This is a genomic window from Burkholderia sp. A2 (genome assembly GCF_001729305.1).
In the GTDB taxonomy this organism is placed as follows: Bacteria; Pseudomonadota; Gammaproteobacteria; order Burkholderiales; family Burkholderiaceae; genus Burkholderia; species Burkholderia sola.
This window is the reverse complement of the sequence record NZ_LZXX01000099.1, coordinates 129,944-145,082: the sequence shown is the minus strand read 5'-3', so window position 1 is coordinate 145,082 and position 15,139 is coordinate 129,944. Positions and strand designations below refer to the sequence as shown.

Genomic DNA, 15,139 nt, shown 5'->3' with positions numbered 1-15,139 from the left:
ACCCGTCCTCGTTTCGATGGCATCTCCCAGCGCGCCGCCACGCCGGCTGATCGTCGCGATCACCGGCGCCACCGGCGCGATCTACGGCGTGCGGCTGCTCGACCTGCTGCGCGCCGCCGGCGGCGTCGAAACGCACCTGCTGATTTCGAACGCCGGCTGGCTCAACATCCAGCATGAATTGAAGCTGCCGAAGGCCGATGTCGAACGCCGTGCCGACGTCGTGCATTCGGTGCGCGACGTCGGCGCGACGATCGCGTCGGGCTCGTTCGCGACCGACGGCATGGTGATTGCACCCTGCTCGATGAAGACGCTCGCGAGCGTCGCGCACGGGTTGTCCGACAACCTGATCACGCGCGCGGCCGACGTCACGCTGAAGGAACGCCGCCGTCTCGTGCTGATGGTGCGCGAAACCCCGTTCAACCTCGCGCATCTGCGCAACATGACCGCCGTCACCGAAATGGGCGGCATCGTCTTCCCGCCGCTGCCCGCGTTCTATGCAATGCCGAAGACGATCGAGGAACTCGTCGACCAGACCGTCGCGCGCGTGCTCGACCTGTTCGCGCTCAGCGCGCCGCTCACGACACCGTGGGCCGGCATCCGTCACGCGCAGTAAGCTGCACCCCTTCTGCGCGGATCTCCGCCGATCCGCACGTCAATTCCGCCGATTTCCCGCCTTTTGATGCGAACCAGCACTCGAACGCGTGCCGTCGTCACCATTATCAACAAAGAAGCGTCAATCAAATTCCAAGGCGCGGATTTATCAATGTACGGTACGCGCCTATAGTCACGGGCAACCCCCTTTTTGCAGGTCACCACCATGAACCGCTTGCCTTCGCTGTACCTGTCCCACGGCGCCCCCACGCTGCCGATCGACCCGGCGCTGCCGTCCGGCGCGTTCACGCATCTCGGCGCCGAGTTGCCGCGCCCGCGCGCGGTGCTGATGCTGTCCGCGCACTGGGGCACGCAACAGCCGGTCGCGAGCGTCGCCGCGCATCCGGACACGATCCACGACTTCTACGGTTTCCCGCAGGCGCTGTACGACATCCGCTATCCGGCACCGGGCGCACCCGACGTCGCCGAACGCGCGGCCGCGCTGCTGAACGCGGCCGGCATCGCGACCGCGACGACCGAACACGGCCTCGATCACGGCGCGTGGGTGCCGATGCTGCTGATGTTTCCCGAAGCCGACGTGCCGGTCGCGCAACTGTCGATCCAGCCGCGCGCGAACGCCGCGCATCACTTCGCGCTCGGCCGCGCGCTGCGGCCGCTGCGCGACGAAGGCGTGATGGTGATCGGCTCGGGCCAGATCACGCACAACCTGCGCGCCGCCGATTTCGGCGCGGCGCCCGAGGATGCGGACCCGCGCGTCGCGGAATTCACCGACTGGTTCGAGGCGAAACTCGCCGCGCGAGACGTCGATGCGTTGCTCGACTATCGCCGGCAGGCGCCGCATGCGGCGCTGATGCATCCGACCGACGAGCACCTGCTGCCGGTGTTCACGGCGCTCGGCGCGGCGGACGACGACTACCGGCTCGGCATCCAGTCGCTCGGCACCTATCAGCGCGTGCTCGCGATGACGAACTACGTGCTCGCGAGCGCCGACGCCTGAACCCGAACGGCGACGCAACCGCAGAGGCAGCCAGCAAAAAGCCCGCCCGAGCATCGCTCGGGCGGGCTTTTTTTCGCTGCACCCTGCCGCCGCCGAATCCGGCGACAGGTCACGCGTCAGACACCGACCCCTTCGAGGATCTCGTCGTGCGACTCGCGCTCGTCGAGATACTGGGTCCGGTAGCCGGTATTCACGCCCCAGAAGTAGAACACCAGAGAAATCGCCGCGACGATCAGCATGTCCCAGCCATACGGCAGGTAGCCATGACCGCCGAACTCCTTGCTGCCGATCAGCGACAGCACGGCCATCGTCGGCAGGTACGCGACCAGCCACCACGCGGCTTTCAGGTCGGCGCCCCAGCCGGTCCAGCCCGACTTCGCCTGGAAGTAGAAATACACCGGCAGCGCGACGATCATCAGCAGGATAATTTCGCCCGTCAGCGGCCACTTCGCCCAGTAAAGGATCAGCGACGCGCACACGAACGCGAACGGCGCGATCAGCTTCATCAGCGGAATCGACAGCGGACGCTCGATGTCGGTCGCCGAACGGCGCAGCGCCATCAGGCTGATCGGGCCGGTCAGGTACGAGATCACCGTCGCGACCGAAATCACCGCCGCGAGCGAGCTCCAGCCGCGGAAGAAGAACAGGAAGATGAACGACACGAGCAGGTTGAACCACATCGCCTGGCGCGGCACGCCGTAGATCGGGTGCACGTTGCCGAACATCTTCGGCATCGTGTTGTTGCGCTCCATCGCGTAGATCATGCGGGTGGTCGTCGCCATGTAGGTCGTGCCGGTGCCGCTGGGGCTGATGAACGCGTCGACATACAGCAGGATCGCGAGCCAGTTCAGGTTCAGCGCGATCGCGAGTTCCGCGAACGGCGACGAGAAGTTGAAGTGCTCCCAGCCCTTCGCGACATCGGCCGGGTTCACCGAACCGATGTACGCCATTTGCAGCAGCACGTAGATCACGAGTGCGAGCAGGATCGACGTGATCACCGCGAACGGCACGCTGCGTGACGGATTGCGCGCCTCGCCGGCCAGGTTCACCGGGCTCTGGAAGCCGTTGAACGCGAACACGATGCCGCTCGTCGCGACCGCGGTCAGCACGGCCGACCAGCCGTACGGCGCAAAGCTGGCATTGGACGCAGTGCCGAGGTTCTCCGCATGGAAGCTCGACAGCATCAGGCCGAGGATCGTGAGGCCGGGGATCAGGAACTTGAAGATCGTGATCGCGGTGTTCGCCCGCGCGAAGGCCTTGACGCCCCAGTAGTTCAGCATGAAGTAGACGACGACCAGCACGGCCGACAGCAGCAGCCCGAGCGTCTGTAATTCGCCGTTCACGAACAGGGCGTGCGCCCACGGATACGGCCACGTGCTCATGTACTGGATCGACGCTTCGGCCTCGATCGGGATCACGGATACGATCGCGATCCAGTTGGCCCATGCGCTGATGAAGCCCACCAGCGAACCGTGCGAGTAGCGCGCGTAACGCACCATGCCGCCCGATTCGGGGAACATCGCCCCCAGTTCCGCATACGTCAGCGCAATCGCGAGAATCACGACGGCGCCGATGATCCATGCGCAGATCGCCGCCGGACCGGCGATCTTCGCGGCCTTCCAGGCACCGAACAGCCAGCCCGAGCCGATAATCGAACCCAGCCCCGTCAGCATCAATGCAAACGGGCCGATGTTCCGTTGAATAGAACTCTTCACATCCTCTCCTGTGTCTCAAAAAGCATGGTCGGCCTACGGTCCGGGATCGGCTCGGAGCGCACCGCGCACGCATTCTTGGGGGGAGGGTCACCCGATCGGGGCAACCCGTCCACGCGGCGCGTAGTTTAACGGTTGCACCTCGAACATGGCGCCAAAATCGATCGACCCCTACAAAAAATTCGCATCGCTTGCAAGCTTTGTAAACCGGATATCCGCAATAACCCTGAGAGCATGGGAATACGGTTGACCGTCAGACGGATTAGCCGTATAAAGAACTTCGCAGGATTTCAAGTGGCGAGTGAATTGGTTCTTTCGTAGTTCGCCCATCAACGGTACTCCGGTTGGTCCTATTACCCCTTCCTTGATTTTCCGCACCCCATGGGCTTCGGCCCCGTTTTATCTTTTTAGGAACAAGTAACATGGCAACCGGTACCGTCAAGTGGTTCAATGACGCAAAGGGCTTCGGCTTCATCACCCCGGAAGGCGGCGGCGACGATCTGTTCGCGCACTTCTCGGAAATCCGCGTCGAAGGCTTCAAGACGCTGCAAGAAAACCAGAAGGTTGAATTCGAAGTGAAGACGGGCCCGAAGGGTCTGCAAGCTGCGAACATCCGTCCGGTCTAAGCTTGGCGCGATCATTCGTGTAAAAAAGCCCCGCTTCGGCGGGGCTTTTTGTTTTTGGGCGCCGGGTTGTCCTACATGGCAGCGCAGGGCGGCCCGTAGCCGCCCGCCGTTCAGCCGAAGAGTCGCTGCGCGTGAATGCCGAGCCCCGTCGCGACACTCGCGAGGCGATCGCCGAACACCGGCTGCGCATCCGGGAACGCGCCGGCGAGCGCGCCCGACAGGAACGCGAGCCCCGTCGAACCGCCGGTAAAGTACAGCGCACCGACATCGCGCGGCGCCACGCCCGCGAGCCGCACGGTCTCGCGCGCGGCGTCGACGATGCGCGCGGTATCGTCGCGGCTCGCGTCGACCAGGCGATTCGCGTCGAATGCGATCAGCAGGTCTTCTTCCACGTCGTTCAGGTCGATCATCGTCTCCCCGCCCGCCGCGACGCCGATCTTCGCTTCCTCCGCGCGCGCCATCAGCGCGTGCCCGAGCCGCTGCTCGACCACGCTCGTGAGCCGCTCGTACTGCCGCACGTCCTGGTACAGGTGCTTCATCAGCTTCAGTTCGCCGATCCGCTTCGGCGTGTAGACGGTGTTGATCAGGTGCCAGGTCGCGAGATCGAAGTAGATCTTGTTCGGCAGCTCGCGCCCTTCCGGGTCGAGCGAACGATAGCCGAATGCGGGCAGGATCGCGGCCAGCTCGACACGCCGGTCGTAGTCGGTGCCCGCGACGTGCACGCCGTGGTGCGCCAGCACGTCGTCCTTGCGCTCGAGCCGCGCCATCCGCTGCGGGCCGACGCGCACCAGCGAGAAGTCGGACGTGCCGCCGCCGATGTCGGCGACCAGCACGAGACGCTCGGCCGGCTGACGCGATTCGTAGTCGAACGCGGCAGCGATCGGTTCGTACTGGAAGTGAACGTCCGCGAAACCGACCGATTGCGCGGCCGCCTCGAGCTGATCCTGGGCCAGACGGTCCGCGCGCGGATCGTCGTCGACGAAGAACACCGGCCGGCCGAGCACCGCGCGGCCGATCGGCGCACCCGCGCGCGCTTCGGCCTTGCGCTTCAGGTGCGTCAGGAAGCGCGCGATGATTTCGGTGTACGCGATCGCGCTGCCGTCGCCGAGATCGGTCGTCGTTTCAGCGAGCGGCGAGCCGAGGATGCTCTTCATCGAGCGCATCAGTCGGCCGTCGAAACCATCGATATAGGAGGCCAGCGCCGCCCGGCCGTATTCGACCGTCTCTTCGTCGTTGTTGAAGAAGATCGCGGTGGGCAGCGTCAGGTGGTCGCCCTCGACGGGCGCGAGGCGCATGCCATCGCCGTCGGGCAGCGCCACGGCGGAATTGGACGTGCCGAAATCGATCGCGCAGTAAGTCATGGGAAATTGCCGCAGCAGGGCCGGCGCGAAAACGGAAAGGACGGGCTTTTTAACATGAAGCCCGCGGGATCACAACCGGGGCCGGCCACCGGAGCCGCGCAACGGGCGCAGGCGGCGGCGCGCGGCGTGGCGCGCCGGAAACAGGCGCGGGCAGGATGCGCGACGCAGCCTGCCCGCCCGCGGGGTCAGGCCGCCGCGTCGAAGCTCTTCTTCCACGCGCCCGCGTAGACGACTTCGCCGAGCGCGTGGCGCGTGCGCGGCGCCTTCTCGCGATCGCGCAGCACGGGATCGAGCTTGTCGACGTTGCCGTAGTGGCCGAGCGAAATGATCGACACGATCGCGACATCCGCCGGAATCGCGAACGCGTCGCGGAATGCCTTGGCGTCGAAACCGCTCATCTGGTGCGCGGCGAGGCCGAGCGCGTGCGCCTGCAGCACGAGCGACATCGCGGCGGCGCCGGCGTCGTACAGCGCGGTCGGCGCCGGCTCGCCCTTCGGCGTCAGCGTGTGCGCGGTGACCGCGATCAGCACCGGCGCCGGTGCATTCCAGCCCTGGTTGAACGGCACCAGCGTCGCGAACGCGCGCTTGAACGCGTCTTCGTCCTGGGTGCGATCGAATACGATGAAACGCCACGGTTGCGCGTTGTACGCGGACGGGGCCCAGCGTGCCGCTTCGAGCACCGCGTGGAGATCGCCGGCGCTGACGGCTTCATCCGAATACGCGCGGGGGCTCCAGCGGCCCGCGATCAGATCGTGAATCGAAACAGTGGTGGGAGCAGGTTTGACGGACATGCGGTTCCTCGCTGACATCGATGAAGGGGCGCGAACGCCCGGCGAACCGCAAGCATACCCGCTTGAGCGACAGCGCGCCCGATCCTGCCGCGCTATGCAAATCTCCGCGCGTGCAATGGCCGGCCGCAGCGCGTGCGGCCGGCCGGTCGGCCGCGCTCAGGCCGCCTGCGCGGCCGCGCGCGACGGGCCGCGATTGATCCGCAGCACGATCAGCGCGCCGACGATGCACAGGCCGCCCGAGATCATCGACGCGATCGTGTAGGTGCCGAGGCTCGCGCGCAGCAGCCCGGCGCCGAGCGCCGCGAATGCCGCGCCGAGCTGGTGGCCGGCGACGATCCAGCCGAACACGACCGGCGCCGCGGCCTTGCCGAACACGTCGGTCGCGAGCCGCACGGTGGGCGGCACGGTCGCGATCCAGTCGAGCCCGTAGAACATCGCGAACAGCGGCAGCCCGAAGAAATCGATCCCGAACGCATGCGGCAGGTAGATCAGCGACAACCCGCGCAACCCGTAGTACCAGAACAGCAGCACGCGGTTGTCGTAACGGTCGGACAACCATCCCGACAGCGTCGTGCCGAACAGGTCGAACACGCCCATCGCCGCGAGCAGCGACGCGCCCTGCACTTCGGTCATCCCGTAGTCGCTGCACATCGCGATCAGGTGCGTGCCGACATAGCCGTTGGTGCTCGCGCCGCAGATGAAGAAGCTGAAGAACAGCAGCCAGAAGTCGCGCGAGCGGCTCGCCATCAGCAGTGTGCGGAACGCGACCGAGAGTGGGTTCTCCTTCGTCGCATCGGGCGCCGCCGGCGTATCGGCCGGCTCGCCGTACGGGCGCAGCTTCACGTCGGCCGGCCGCTCGGGCAGCAGGAACGCGACGAGCGGAATCACGATCGCCGCCGCCACCGCGACGACCAGCACGACCGGCCGCCAGCCGTGGCGCTGCGCGATCGCCGCGAGCATCGGCAGGAACACGAGCTGGCCGGTGGCCGTGCTCGCGGTCAGAATTCCCATCACGAGGCCGCGCCGCGCATGGAACCAGCGCGTGACGAAGGTCGCGGACAGCGTCAGCGCGACGACGCCCGTCGAACAGCCGACCATCAGCCCCCAGATCACCACCATCTGCCAGCTCTGCGTCATCATCGACGACAGCGCAACGCCCGCGCTCATCGTCACGAGCGCGGTGAGGATCGTCGGGCGCAACCCGAAGCGCTGCATCGCGGCGGCCGCGAACGGGCCCGTCAGGCCGTACAGCGCGATGTTCACCGAAATTGCCAGCGAAATCGCCGCGCGGCTCCAGCCGAGCTCGCGTTCGAGCGGCACCATCAGCACGCTCGGCGTCGCGCGCGTGCCGGCTGCCGCCAGCAGGATCAGGAATACCACCGCCGCCGCGAGCCACCCGTAATGGAAGCGCCCGCCGATTCGTGTCACCGCCCAGTTCATCTTCATGTTCTCCAGTTGGCGTTCCGGTGTCGTCGCACCCGCTCCGCCCCGATCAGGCCACCTCCGCCGCGCATTTCAACATCGGCTGACCCGGGCCGACGCTTGGCATTCGTCTGTCGATCCGGCCGCGATTGTTACCGACCGGTCACAACTGTGTTGCGATCGTAGTTACCAGTCGGTAACATGTCAAGCAATCCATTACGTAGTCGAGGGTCATCATGTCGGGCATCGAGGTCGCCAAACCGCTGGCGCGGCGCACGCGCCGGCCGATCGACGGCGCCACCGCGCAGGAGCACCTGCTGCGTGCCGCCGAGGAGCTGTTTTACAAGGAAGGGGTGCGAACGGTCGGCGTCGAGGCGGTGGTGGAACGCGCAGGCGTCAACAAGATGAGCCTGTACCGCCAGTTCTCGTCGAAGGACGAGTTGATCCTCGCGTATCTGGAACGGATGGACGCATGCTTCTTCGAGCGGCTCGACACGAGCGCCGCGAAGCATCCGGGGCAGCCGAAGGCGCAGTTGATCCAGTACTTCGTCGATCTCGCCGAGCGTGCGACGCAAAAGGACTACCGCGGCTGCCCATTCGTCAACGTCGCCGCCGAATTCCCGGATGCGTCGCACCCGGCGCGCGAACGCGTCGCGCAGAACAAGGAGCAGTTGATGAAACGCCTCGTCGCGCTGTGCGAAGGCGCCGGCGCGCGACAGCCGAAGGCGCTCGCCGATGCGCTCGCGCTGGTGGTCGAAGGCATCTATGCGGCGAGCCAGACCTACCGGCATGGCGAAACGCCGATCGGCACCGCACCCGCGCTCGTCACGCAGTTGATCGAAGCGGCCTGCGCGTGACGGGCCGCGCGCGTGCGTCCCCGGCGCGCCGGCTACAATGCGGCCCTCTTCGCACTTCCGCCCGACTGGTATTACGATGATCGACACCCGCCCCGACTCGCACGACGACATCCTCGCCGCCACGCGACACTGGCTCGCGCGTGCGGTGATCGGACTCAACCTGTGCCCGTTCGCGAAAAGCGTCTATGTGAAGGAACAGGTGCGCTACGCGATCAGCGAAGCGACGACGCTGGAAGACGCGCTCGCCGAACTCGAAACCGAGCTGCGCGCGCTGGAAGCGGCGGACCCGCAGCAGGTCGATACGACGCTCGTGATCTACCCGCACGCGTTCGCCGATTTCGTCGACTACAACGATGCGCTGTTCTTCGCCGAGCGGCTCGTGCGGCAATTGCGGCTCGACGGCGTGCTGCAGATCGCGAGCTTCCATCCGCAATACCGATTCGACGGCACCGAACCCGACGACATCGAGAACTACACGAACCGCGCGCCTTATCCGATCCTGCACCTGCTGCGCGAGGACAGCATCGCCCGAGCGGTCGACGCGTTTCCGGACGCGTCCGCGATCTACGAAAAGAATCAGGCAACGCTGCGCCGCCTCGGCCACGAAGGCTGGCGCGAATGGATGCGCCGGCCGGGCGACGACGTGTGATGCGGCGGGCGGGCGCGCTGCCCGCGCGTCAGCCTTCGGCAGGCTCGACGGCGGCGTCGCCCGCCGCGGCGGCCTGCGCGACGAAGAAGCGCTCGTTCAGCTCGGCGAGCCCGAACATCGCGAGGATTTCGTTCAACCGCTCGCCCGGCTTGCGGCGCGGCAGGTTCTTGTACTGCGCGATGATCAGCTCGTTCTTCATCGAATGCTCCCAGCCGACCAGCTCGGTCACGCTGACCTGGTAGCCGTGCGCCTCGAGCTGCAGGCAGCGCAGCACGTTGGTGATCTGGCTGCCGAATTCGCGCGTATGCAGCGGATGCCGCCACACCTCGGTCAGCGCATTCGCGAGCGACTTGCCCTTGTTCCTGCGCAGCACGCCCGCGACTTCCGCCTGGCAGCACGGCACCAGCACGATGTGCTGCGCGCGCTTCGCGAGCGCGAAGCGGATCGCGTCGTCGGTCGCCGTGTCGCATGCGTGCAGCGCGGTGACGACGTCGACCGTGTCGGGCAGTCGCGGCGACGTGATCGAATCGGCGACCGACAGGTTCAGGAACGACATGCCGCCGAACCCGAGCCGCGCGGCGAGCTCGGTCGAGCGCGTGACGAGTTCCTCGCGCGTCTCGATGCCGTACACGTGTGACGCGAACGCCGGCGTACCGTGCCCCGGCTGCTGCTTGAAGAACAGGTCGTACAGGATGAAACCGAGATACGACTTGCCGGCGCCGTGATCGACGAGCGTCACGTGGCCTTTGTCGGCCTGCACGCCGGCGAGCAGCGGCTCGATGAACTGGAACAGGTGATAGACCTGCTTCAGCTTGCGGCGGCTGTCCTGGTTCAGCTTCCCGTCGCGGGTGAGGATGTGCAGTTCCTTCAGCAGCTCGACGGACTGCTCCGGGCGGATTTCGTGGGTCTTGTTCGACATCGTGAAGCGACGCCGGGCCACGGTCGGTCGACCACGGCCCGGCGGCGGAAATTCGTGAGGAATGGCGGTAGTTTACCGAAAATACGCGGTCAGGCCCGGGCGCCGAGCCGCCACAGCGACGTGACCTCGGCGCGACGCGCCGCATGCAGCGGATCGTCGGCGTCCGCCGACTTCGGATGCGCGGGACGGATGTCGTCGCGGCCGAGCACGACGAGACCGGCTTCGTCGATCCACTGCAGCAAGGTGTCGCGCGGCCGCAGCCCGAGATGCTCGGCGAAATCGGACAGGATCAGCCAGCCCTCGCCGCCCGGCTCCAGATGCGCGGCCAGCCCCGCGAGGAAACCGCGCAGCATGCGGCTGTCCGGGTCGTAGACCGCGTATTCGATCGGCGCGCTCGGCCGGGCCGGCACCCACGGCGGGTTGCAGACCACGAGCGGCGCACGGCCGGGGGGGAACAGGTCGGCCTCGACGATCTCGACCTGGCCCGCATGGCCGAGCCGCGCGACGTTCTCGCGCGCGCAGGCAAGCGCGCGCGGATCCTGGTCGGTCGCGACGATGCGCTCGACGCCGCGCGACGCGAGCACCGCCGCCAGCACGCCGGTGCCCGTGCCGATATCGAACGCGAGCGACGTCGCCGGCAGCGGCGCACGCGCGACGAGCTCGACGTATTCGCCGCGCACCGGCGAGAACACGCCGTAGTGCGGATGGATCGGCGCACCGCCGAGCGCCGGGATCGGCACACCCTTCTTGCGCCACTCGTGCGCGCCGACGAGGCCGAGCAGTTCGCGCAGCGACACGACCGACGGCACACCGCCGGGGCCGTACGCCTCTTCGCAGGCCGCCCGCACGTCGGGCGCGCGGCGCAGCGGGATCGTGTAATCGGCGTCGAGCGGGATCAGCAGCATGCCGAGCGTGCGGGCGCGCTGCGATTGCGCGAGACGATGCAGGTTGAACGCCTCGACGCCGGCCCCGGCCTTCGCCTTCTTCGGCTTGCGTTCGACACGGCGCGCCATCGCCTGCACGAGCTGGCGCGCATTCTGGAAGTCGCCCTGCCAGACGAGCGCGGTGCCCTCGCAAGCGAGGCGGTAGGCCGCATCGGCCGTGAGGCGGTCGTCGGCGGGCACCGCGCGCTTCGGCGGTTGCACGCCGGCTTCGGAGCGCCAGCGCACGGCATGATCGACGCCGTCGGCGTCGGTCCAGTGGAAAAGGGGGAAATCGGTCACGCGAACTCGGTACGGTTGGCTTCAACGGCGGCGAGAATTCACCGCGCGGACCACACCATACCGCGCTTTGCCCGACCCGGCAAAAACAGGCGCCGCGACGATCGCCCGAAGGCATCCGTCGCGGCGCCGCCGTCAATCAGGCGAGATCGACGGTTTCCGCCACGGGCGCATCGCGCTTGACGGCCGCGATGCCGTTGTCGCGTGCCTGCGCGCTGCTGTACGTTTCACTCGTGCCGATGACCTGGTGGTTCGCTGCCTTCAGGTTGAACATGGGCTCACCGTTGTGGGCGAGCTTGCGCTCGTAGCGCTCGTCGAGCGGCGCGTTTTCCCGCACGGACGCGATCCCGTTTCTCGCGCCGCTTTTCTCCTCGTACCGCTCGCTCGCGAGGATGATCTCGCCGTTCGCCGACTTCAGGTGGAAGTAGTACTGGCCGTTCGTGGCCTTCTTGAGCTCGAATTTTGCCGCCATGGCGTTCCCCTAAAAGAATGTCCGACCCTCGGACATCGGCAAGTGTAAGGGGGTGCGCCGACAAAAGTCGACATCCCGGCGAAATAGACGTTAAAGACTGTCAAATGGTGAATTTTCCGACACATTTGACCGACGTTTAAGTTGGCCGCACAATCTATCCGCCCCACCCCGGCAGGCTCGGCAGACGCAGCATGCCCGCGCCGTTGAAGTGCACGGTGCCCAGCCCGCTGCCGGCGAGCCGGCCGCGCAGCGCATACGGCAGCTCACCGTTCGCGGCCGCGCCGGGCAGGTTCCACGCCTGCCGCGCGGCCGCGAAGGCCGACACCGAAACCGGCACGTCGAGCACGGCCTCGCCGAACCGCGGCACGGTGCCGGCCCGGTCGCTGACGCCGCTCGCGAACGGCGTGCCGTTCAGGTCGAGCGAGACCGAGATGCCGTCGTAGTCGATCGGCGCATCGCTCGGATTCTGCACGCGCAACTTCAGGCTGAAGCGCATCTCGAGACCCTGCCCGACGAGCGGGTCGAGCCCGGCGACCGACACGCGCACCGGCTCGCGCATGAGCCCCGCGCAACCGCCCAGCAGGAACACGGCCGCGAACAGCAGCAGCACGGCGCGCAGCGGCGCGAGACGGGACAGGGTTCGCGGCATGGGAAGGCCTCCTCGCGGCAATCGGTGAACGGGGCGCGTCGCTGCATTGTACCGACCGTGCCTGTACCGGCCGTGCCGCCCGTCACGGGATTTCGTAGTTTTCGCGGCGGCGCGAGATCGTTAATAGATTAAAACTACGAAATTGCCGGACAAACGGAAAGCGCATTAATGACTTCCAGCATTCAATGAAGCGCCCGGATTTCAATAGATGCTCTTTCTAAATTTTTCGTTTCCTTTACCCAAAACCATCAAGTATATTTACGCATCCTTGGAGCAAGCCGACAAACCTTGAAGCCGCATGACGGCGAATTTACGGGACGGCGATACGCTGTCCATCCGTCCTGCGGCCTGGCCCGGCCAGCCCCGTAGGTCGTCGGTTCAAAGGGATTGCGCGCCCGTGCCGGGCGTGCGGCCCCGTGTCGTGCGCGCGAAATCAATTCAGTACAACACGCGCCCGGCCATTTTGAACCGGCCAGTTAAACGACATCCGGAAATCCAGAGGGGGCAGTAAACCATGATTACCTTCACGTAGTCGGCCGCCGTCTTTTTCGAATAATCCGTCATTGGCATTTTTTCGCTGTTGATTAAACGGCGAGGGGATTGCTTTTGCCGGCGTTTTCGCAGCACTGAACGATTCTTTCAACAATCGAGGTTTCAGTCATGTCGATTCATATTCGCAAGATGCGTTATCTGCCGCTCGTCGCCGCACTCGCGCTAGCCGGGTGCGGCGGCGACGACGGCGGTGCAGGCTCCGCTTCCGCACTCAGCTCCGCCGGCGCGCCGCATACGGGCTCGTCGCCCGCCGTCACCGCGCCGCCGAGCGCATCGAATGTCGACAAGAGCGTCTCGCCTGTCGAATTGCCGGACACCGTGGTGCCCGTGAACTACCGGCTGTGGTTCCGCCCGAACGACGCGCTGGACGCGTTCGACGGCCGCGCCGACGTCGAGATCAAGGTGCTGAAGCCGGTCAACAACATCGTGATCGCCGGCCACCGGATCAAGTTCACCAACGGCCGCATCACGCTGCAGCCGGGCAACATCCAGCTGATCGCGACGCCGCAGGACAAGGGCGACTTCTATCAGCTGCGCCCCGCCGCCGGCACGATCGCGCCGGGCAATTATTCGCTGCACATGGAGTGGTCGGGCATCATCAACTTCAAGTCGTACGACGATCCGGCCACGCAGACGGGCGGCAGCTGCGGCGACGATCCGTATCCGGGCTGCTCGGCCGCGGAGGGCGTATTCCGCGTCGACCTGAAGGGCACCGACGGCAAGACGAGCGGCGCGATCCTGACGCAGGGCGAAACCAACCTGTCGCGCCAGTGGTTCCCGGGCTGGGACGAGCCGGCGTTCCGCCCGACTTATGAAGTGACGGCCGAAGTGCCGCAAAGCTGGCGCGTCGTGTCGAACGCGGCCGAGAAGCCGTCGACCAACGTCGGCGGCGGCTACAAGCTCGTGCAGTTCGAGAAGACGCCGCCGATGCCGTCGTACCTGCTGTTCTTCGGCGGCGGCCTGTTCGACACCTACGAGGACGACTTCACGAGCCCGCTGCCGGGCGGCAAGGGCGGCCTGCACCTGCGCGTGTTCACGCCGCCGGGCATGAGCGACTGGGCGAAGCCGGCGATGGACCGCACCAAGCAGGCGCTCGACTATTACTACCGCTACACGGGCATCCCGCTGCCGCTGACGAAGTTCGACACGGTGGCCGCGAACGACGCGTTCAAGGAGCAGAAGGACCTGAACTTCGGCGGGATGGAGAACTGGGGGTCGATCCTCGAGTTCGCCGACGACATCCTGCCGCAGCCGGGCCAGCCGATGTCGCGCTACGGCAACGAGGTGCTGACGCACGAAGTGGCGCACCAGTGGTTCGGCGATCTCGTGACGACCGACTGGTGGGACAACGTGTGGCTCAACGAATCGTTCGCGACGTTCTTCGAGACGAAGACGACGATCCAGTTCTTCCCCGACGAGTTCAGCTGGCTCGACCAGGTGAAGAACAAGTACCGCGTGATCAATCGTGACATCGGCCCGAACGCGTTCCCGGTCGCGCCGAACTTCAACGACTGGGCGTCGAACGACTTCGTGCTGAGCGCGAGCGCGTTCACGTACGACAAGGGCGGCCACGTGCTGAAGACGCTCGAGAACTATCTCGGCGAGCAGACGCTCCGCAAGGGCCTGCAGCAGTACTTGGTCGACTACTCGTTCGGCAACGGGACGCCGAAGCGTCTGTGGGACGCGCTGTCGAAGGAAAGCGGCCAGTCGGTCGGCCCGATCGGCGACAGCTACGTGCGTCAGACCGGCGTGCCGCTGATCTCGCTCGACACGCAGTGCGACATGACGAAGAACCAGACGATCGTCACGCTGAAACAGCAGCCGTTCCCGAACAAGAACGCGTATCCGGGCCTGCAGTGGACGGTGCCGATCACGCTCGCGTACGGCCAGGGCCTCGCGAAACGCACGACGCTCGCGCTGAAGGATACGCAGGCGCAGACGCGGATCGACGGCTGCACGGGCGTGGTCGCCGACCCGAGCGGTCTCGACTACTACGTCGTGAACTACAGCGACGCGGCCTGGAGCGGGCTGCTGACGCAGGTGAACAGCTCGACCGATCCGGTGCTGCTGGCGAACCTGAAGAGCGAAGCGGCGCTGCTGGTCGCGAACAACCTCGCGCCGGCCTCGCGCTCGACGTCGATCGGCTCGGTCGCTTCGCCCGCCGCGATGAAGCTGCGCCAGACGCCGACCTTCGGCGGCATCGAACCGGTGACGAAGGAACGCCCGGCACGGCAATACCAGGGCCTCTTCAAGCCGCGCAAGGTAGTGACGCAGTAACGGTGCGGCTCCGGCCGGTGCCG

15 protein-coding genes are annotated in these 15,139 nt (G+C 66.4%); 6 read left to right on the top strand and 9 right to left on the bottom strand.

Translation table 11 applies throughout. From position 1 onward, the window contains the following. The first annotated feature begins 16 nt into the window (after window positions 1–16). Both A9Z05_RS19195 and A9Z05_RS19190 read left to right on the top strand, forming a co-directional pair. Window positions 17–613, top strand: coding sequence for a UbiX family flavin prenyltransferase (locus A9Z05_RS19195; RefSeq protein ID WP_069619477.1), 597 nt, complete (start codon window positions 17–19; stop codon window positions 611–613). 204 nt (window positions 614–817) lie between these two features. Then, complete coding sequence (locus tag A9Z05_RS19190; protein ID WP_069619476.1) at window positions 818–1,609, top strand: class III extradiol ring-cleavage dioxygenase; 792 nt, start codon at window positions 818–820, stop codon at window positions 1,607–1,609. Between the two features lie 116 nt (window positions 1,610–1,725). Here A9Z05_RS19190 and A9Z05_RS19185 read toward each other — a convergent pair whose 3' ends face one another. Next, window positions 1,726–3,324 (bottom strand): APC family permease, encoded by a 1,599-nt coding sequence (locus tag A9Z05_RS19185; RefSeq protein ID WP_069619475.1) that lies wholly within the window; start codon window positions 3,322–3,324, stop codon window positions 1,726–1,728. 419 nt (window positions 3,325–3,743) lie between these two features. Here A9Z05_RS19185 and A9Z05_RS19180 point away from each other — a divergent pair, with 419 nt between their 5' ends. Further along, a complete protein-coding gene (locus tag A9Z05_RS19180; RefSeq protein ID WP_006477070.1) occupies window positions 3,744–3,947 on the top strand; it encodes a cold-shock protein in 204 nt (67 codons plus the stop codon). 110 nt (window positions 3,948–4,057) lie between these two features. On the opposite strand, the gene A9Z05_RS19175 is transcribed toward A9Z05_RS19180, so the two are convergent. The 3 genes from A9Z05_RS19175 to A9Z05_RS19165 all read right to left on the bottom strand — a co-directional run bounded on the left by A9Z05_RS19175 (window position 4,058) and on the right by A9Z05_RS19165 (window position 7,539). Further along, window positions 4,058–5,308: an Hsp70 family protein gene (locus A9Z05_RS19175; protein WP_069619474.1), complete on the bottom strand. Its 1,251-nt coding sequence runs from the start codon at window positions 5,306–5,308 to the stop codon at window positions 4,058–4,060. 185 nt (window positions 5,309–5,493) lie between these two features. After that, window positions 5,494–6,099, bottom strand: coding sequence for a nitroreductase family protein (locus A9Z05_RS19170; protein ID WP_069619473.1), 606 nt, complete (start codon window positions 6,097–6,099; stop codon window positions 5,494–5,496). A 156-nt stretch (window positions 6,100–6,255) separates the two neighbouring features. Further along, window positions 6,256–7,539 (bottom strand): MFS transporter, encoded by a 1,284-nt coding sequence (locus A9Z05_RS19165; RefSeq protein ID WP_069619508.1) that lies wholly within the window; start codon window positions 7,537–7,539, stop codon window positions 6,256–6,258. A 218-nt stretch (window positions 7,540–7,757) separates the two neighbouring features. Between A9Z05_RS19165 and A9Z05_RS19160 the strand changes: the two genes are divergently transcribed. Together A9Z05_RS19160 and A9Z05_RS19155 are read left to right on the top strand one after the other, a co-directional pair. Beyond that, entirely contained in the window at window positions 7,758–8,378 is a 621-nt protein-coding gene (locus A9Z05_RS19160) for a TetR/AcrR family transcriptional regulator (protein ID WP_069619472.1), read from the top strand. Window positions 8,379–8,454: 76 nt separating this feature from the next. Beyond that, a complete protein-coding gene (locus tag A9Z05_RS19155) occupies window positions 8,455–9,027 on the top strand; it encodes a DUF1415 domain-containing protein (RefSeq protein WP_069619471.1) in 573 nt (190 codons plus the stop codon). A gap of 28 nt (window positions 9,028–9,055) precedes the next feature. Here the strand turns inward: A9Z05_RS19155 and A9Z05_RS19150 are convergent, their stop codons facing one another. From A9Z05_RS19150 to A9Z05_RS36985, 5 genes are all read right to left on the bottom strand, one after another. Then, the gene (locus tag A9Z05_RS19150; RefSeq protein ID WP_069619507.1) at window positions 9,056–9,946 is read right to left on the bottom strand and encodes an SAM-dependent methyltransferase; all 891 of its coding nucleotides are present in this window, start codon (window positions 9,944–9,946) and stop codon (window positions 9,056–9,058) included. A gap of 89 nt (window positions 9,947–10,035) precedes the next feature. Further along, a complete protein-coding gene (locus tag A9Z05_RS19145) occupies window positions 10,036–11,169 on the bottom strand; it encodes a class I SAM-dependent methyltransferase (protein ID WP_069619470.1) in 1,134 nt (377 codons plus the stop codon). Between the two features lie 136 nt (window positions 11,170–11,305). Further along, entirely contained in the window at window positions 11,306–11,638 is a 333-nt protein-coding gene (locus A9Z05_RS19140) for a YegP family protein (RefSeq protein WP_069619469.1), read from the bottom strand. A gap of 154 nt (window positions 11,639–11,792) precedes the next feature. Further along, window positions 11,793–12,287: an LEA type 2 family protein gene (locus tag A9Z05_RS19135; RefSeq protein ID WP_069619468.1), complete on the bottom strand. Its 495-nt coding sequence runs from the start codon at window positions 12,285–12,287 to the stop codon at window positions 11,793–11,795. 433 nt (window positions 12,288–12,720) lie between these two features. Beyond that, complete coding sequence (locus tag A9Z05_RS36985; RefSeq protein WP_176730225.1) at window positions 12,721–12,930, bottom strand: hypothetical protein; 210 nt, start codon at window positions 12,928–12,930, stop codon at window positions 12,721–12,723. 17 nt (window positions 12,931–12,947) lie between these two features. Here A9Z05_RS36985 and A9Z05_RS19130 point away from each other — a divergent pair, with 17 nt between their 5' ends. After that, window positions 12,948–15,116, top strand: coding sequence for a M1 family metallopeptidase (locus A9Z05_RS19130; RefSeq protein WP_069619467.1), 2,169 nt, complete (start codon window positions 12,948–12,950; stop codon window positions 15,114–15,116). Window positions 15,117–15,139 lie beyond the last annotated feature (23 nt).

Bases quoted from the DNA above. Each gene is read 5' to 3' on its own strand.
- A9Z05_RS19195 (WP_069619477.1), top strand. From the start codon at position 17: ATGGCATCTCCCAGCGCGCCGCCACGCCGGCTGATCGTCGCGATCACC.
- A9Z05_RS19190 (WP_069619476.1), top strand. From the start codon at position 818: ATGAACCGCTTGCCTTCGCTGTACCTGTCCCACGGCGCCCCCACGCTG.
- A9Z05_RS19180 (WP_006477070.1), top strand. From the start codon at position 3,744: ATGGCAACCGGTACCGTCAAGTGGTTCAATGACGCAAAGGGCTTCGGC.
- A9Z05_RS19175 (WP_069619474.1), bottom strand. From the start codon at position 5,308: ATGACTTACTGCGCGATCGATTTCGGCACGTCCAATTCCGCCGTGGCG.
- A9Z05_RS19170 (WP_069619473.1), bottom strand. From the start codon at position 6,099: ATGTCCGTCAAACCTGCTCCCACCACTGTTTCGATTCACGATCTGATC.
- A9Z05_RS19165 (WP_069619508.1), bottom strand. From the start codon at position 7,539: ATGAACTGGGCGGTGACACGAATCGGCGGGCGCTTCCATTACGGGTGG.
- A9Z05_RS19160 (WP_069619472.1), top strand. From the start codon at position 7,758: ATGTCGGGCATCGAGGTCGCCAAACCGCTGGCGCGGCGCACGCGCCGG.
- A9Z05_RS19155 (WP_069619471.1), top strand. From the start codon at position 8,455: ATGATCGACACCCGCCCCGACTCGCACGACGACATCCTCGCCGCCACG.
- A9Z05_RS19150 (WP_069619507.1), bottom strand. From the start codon at position 9,946: ATGTCGAACAAGACCCACGAAATCCGCCCGGAGCAGTCCGTCGAGCTG.
- A9Z05_RS19140 (WP_069619469.1), bottom strand. From the start codon at position 11,638: ATGGCGGCAAAATTCGAGCTCAAGAAGGCCACGAACGGCCAGTACTAC.
- A9Z05_RS19135 (WP_069619468.1), bottom strand. From the start codon at position 12,287: ATGCCGCGAACCCTGTCCCGTCTCGCGCCGCTGCGCGCCGTGCTGCTG.
- A9Z05_RS19130 (WP_069619467.1), top strand. From the start codon at position 12,948: ATGTCGATTCATATTCGCAAGATGCGTTATCTGCCGCTCGTCGCCGCA.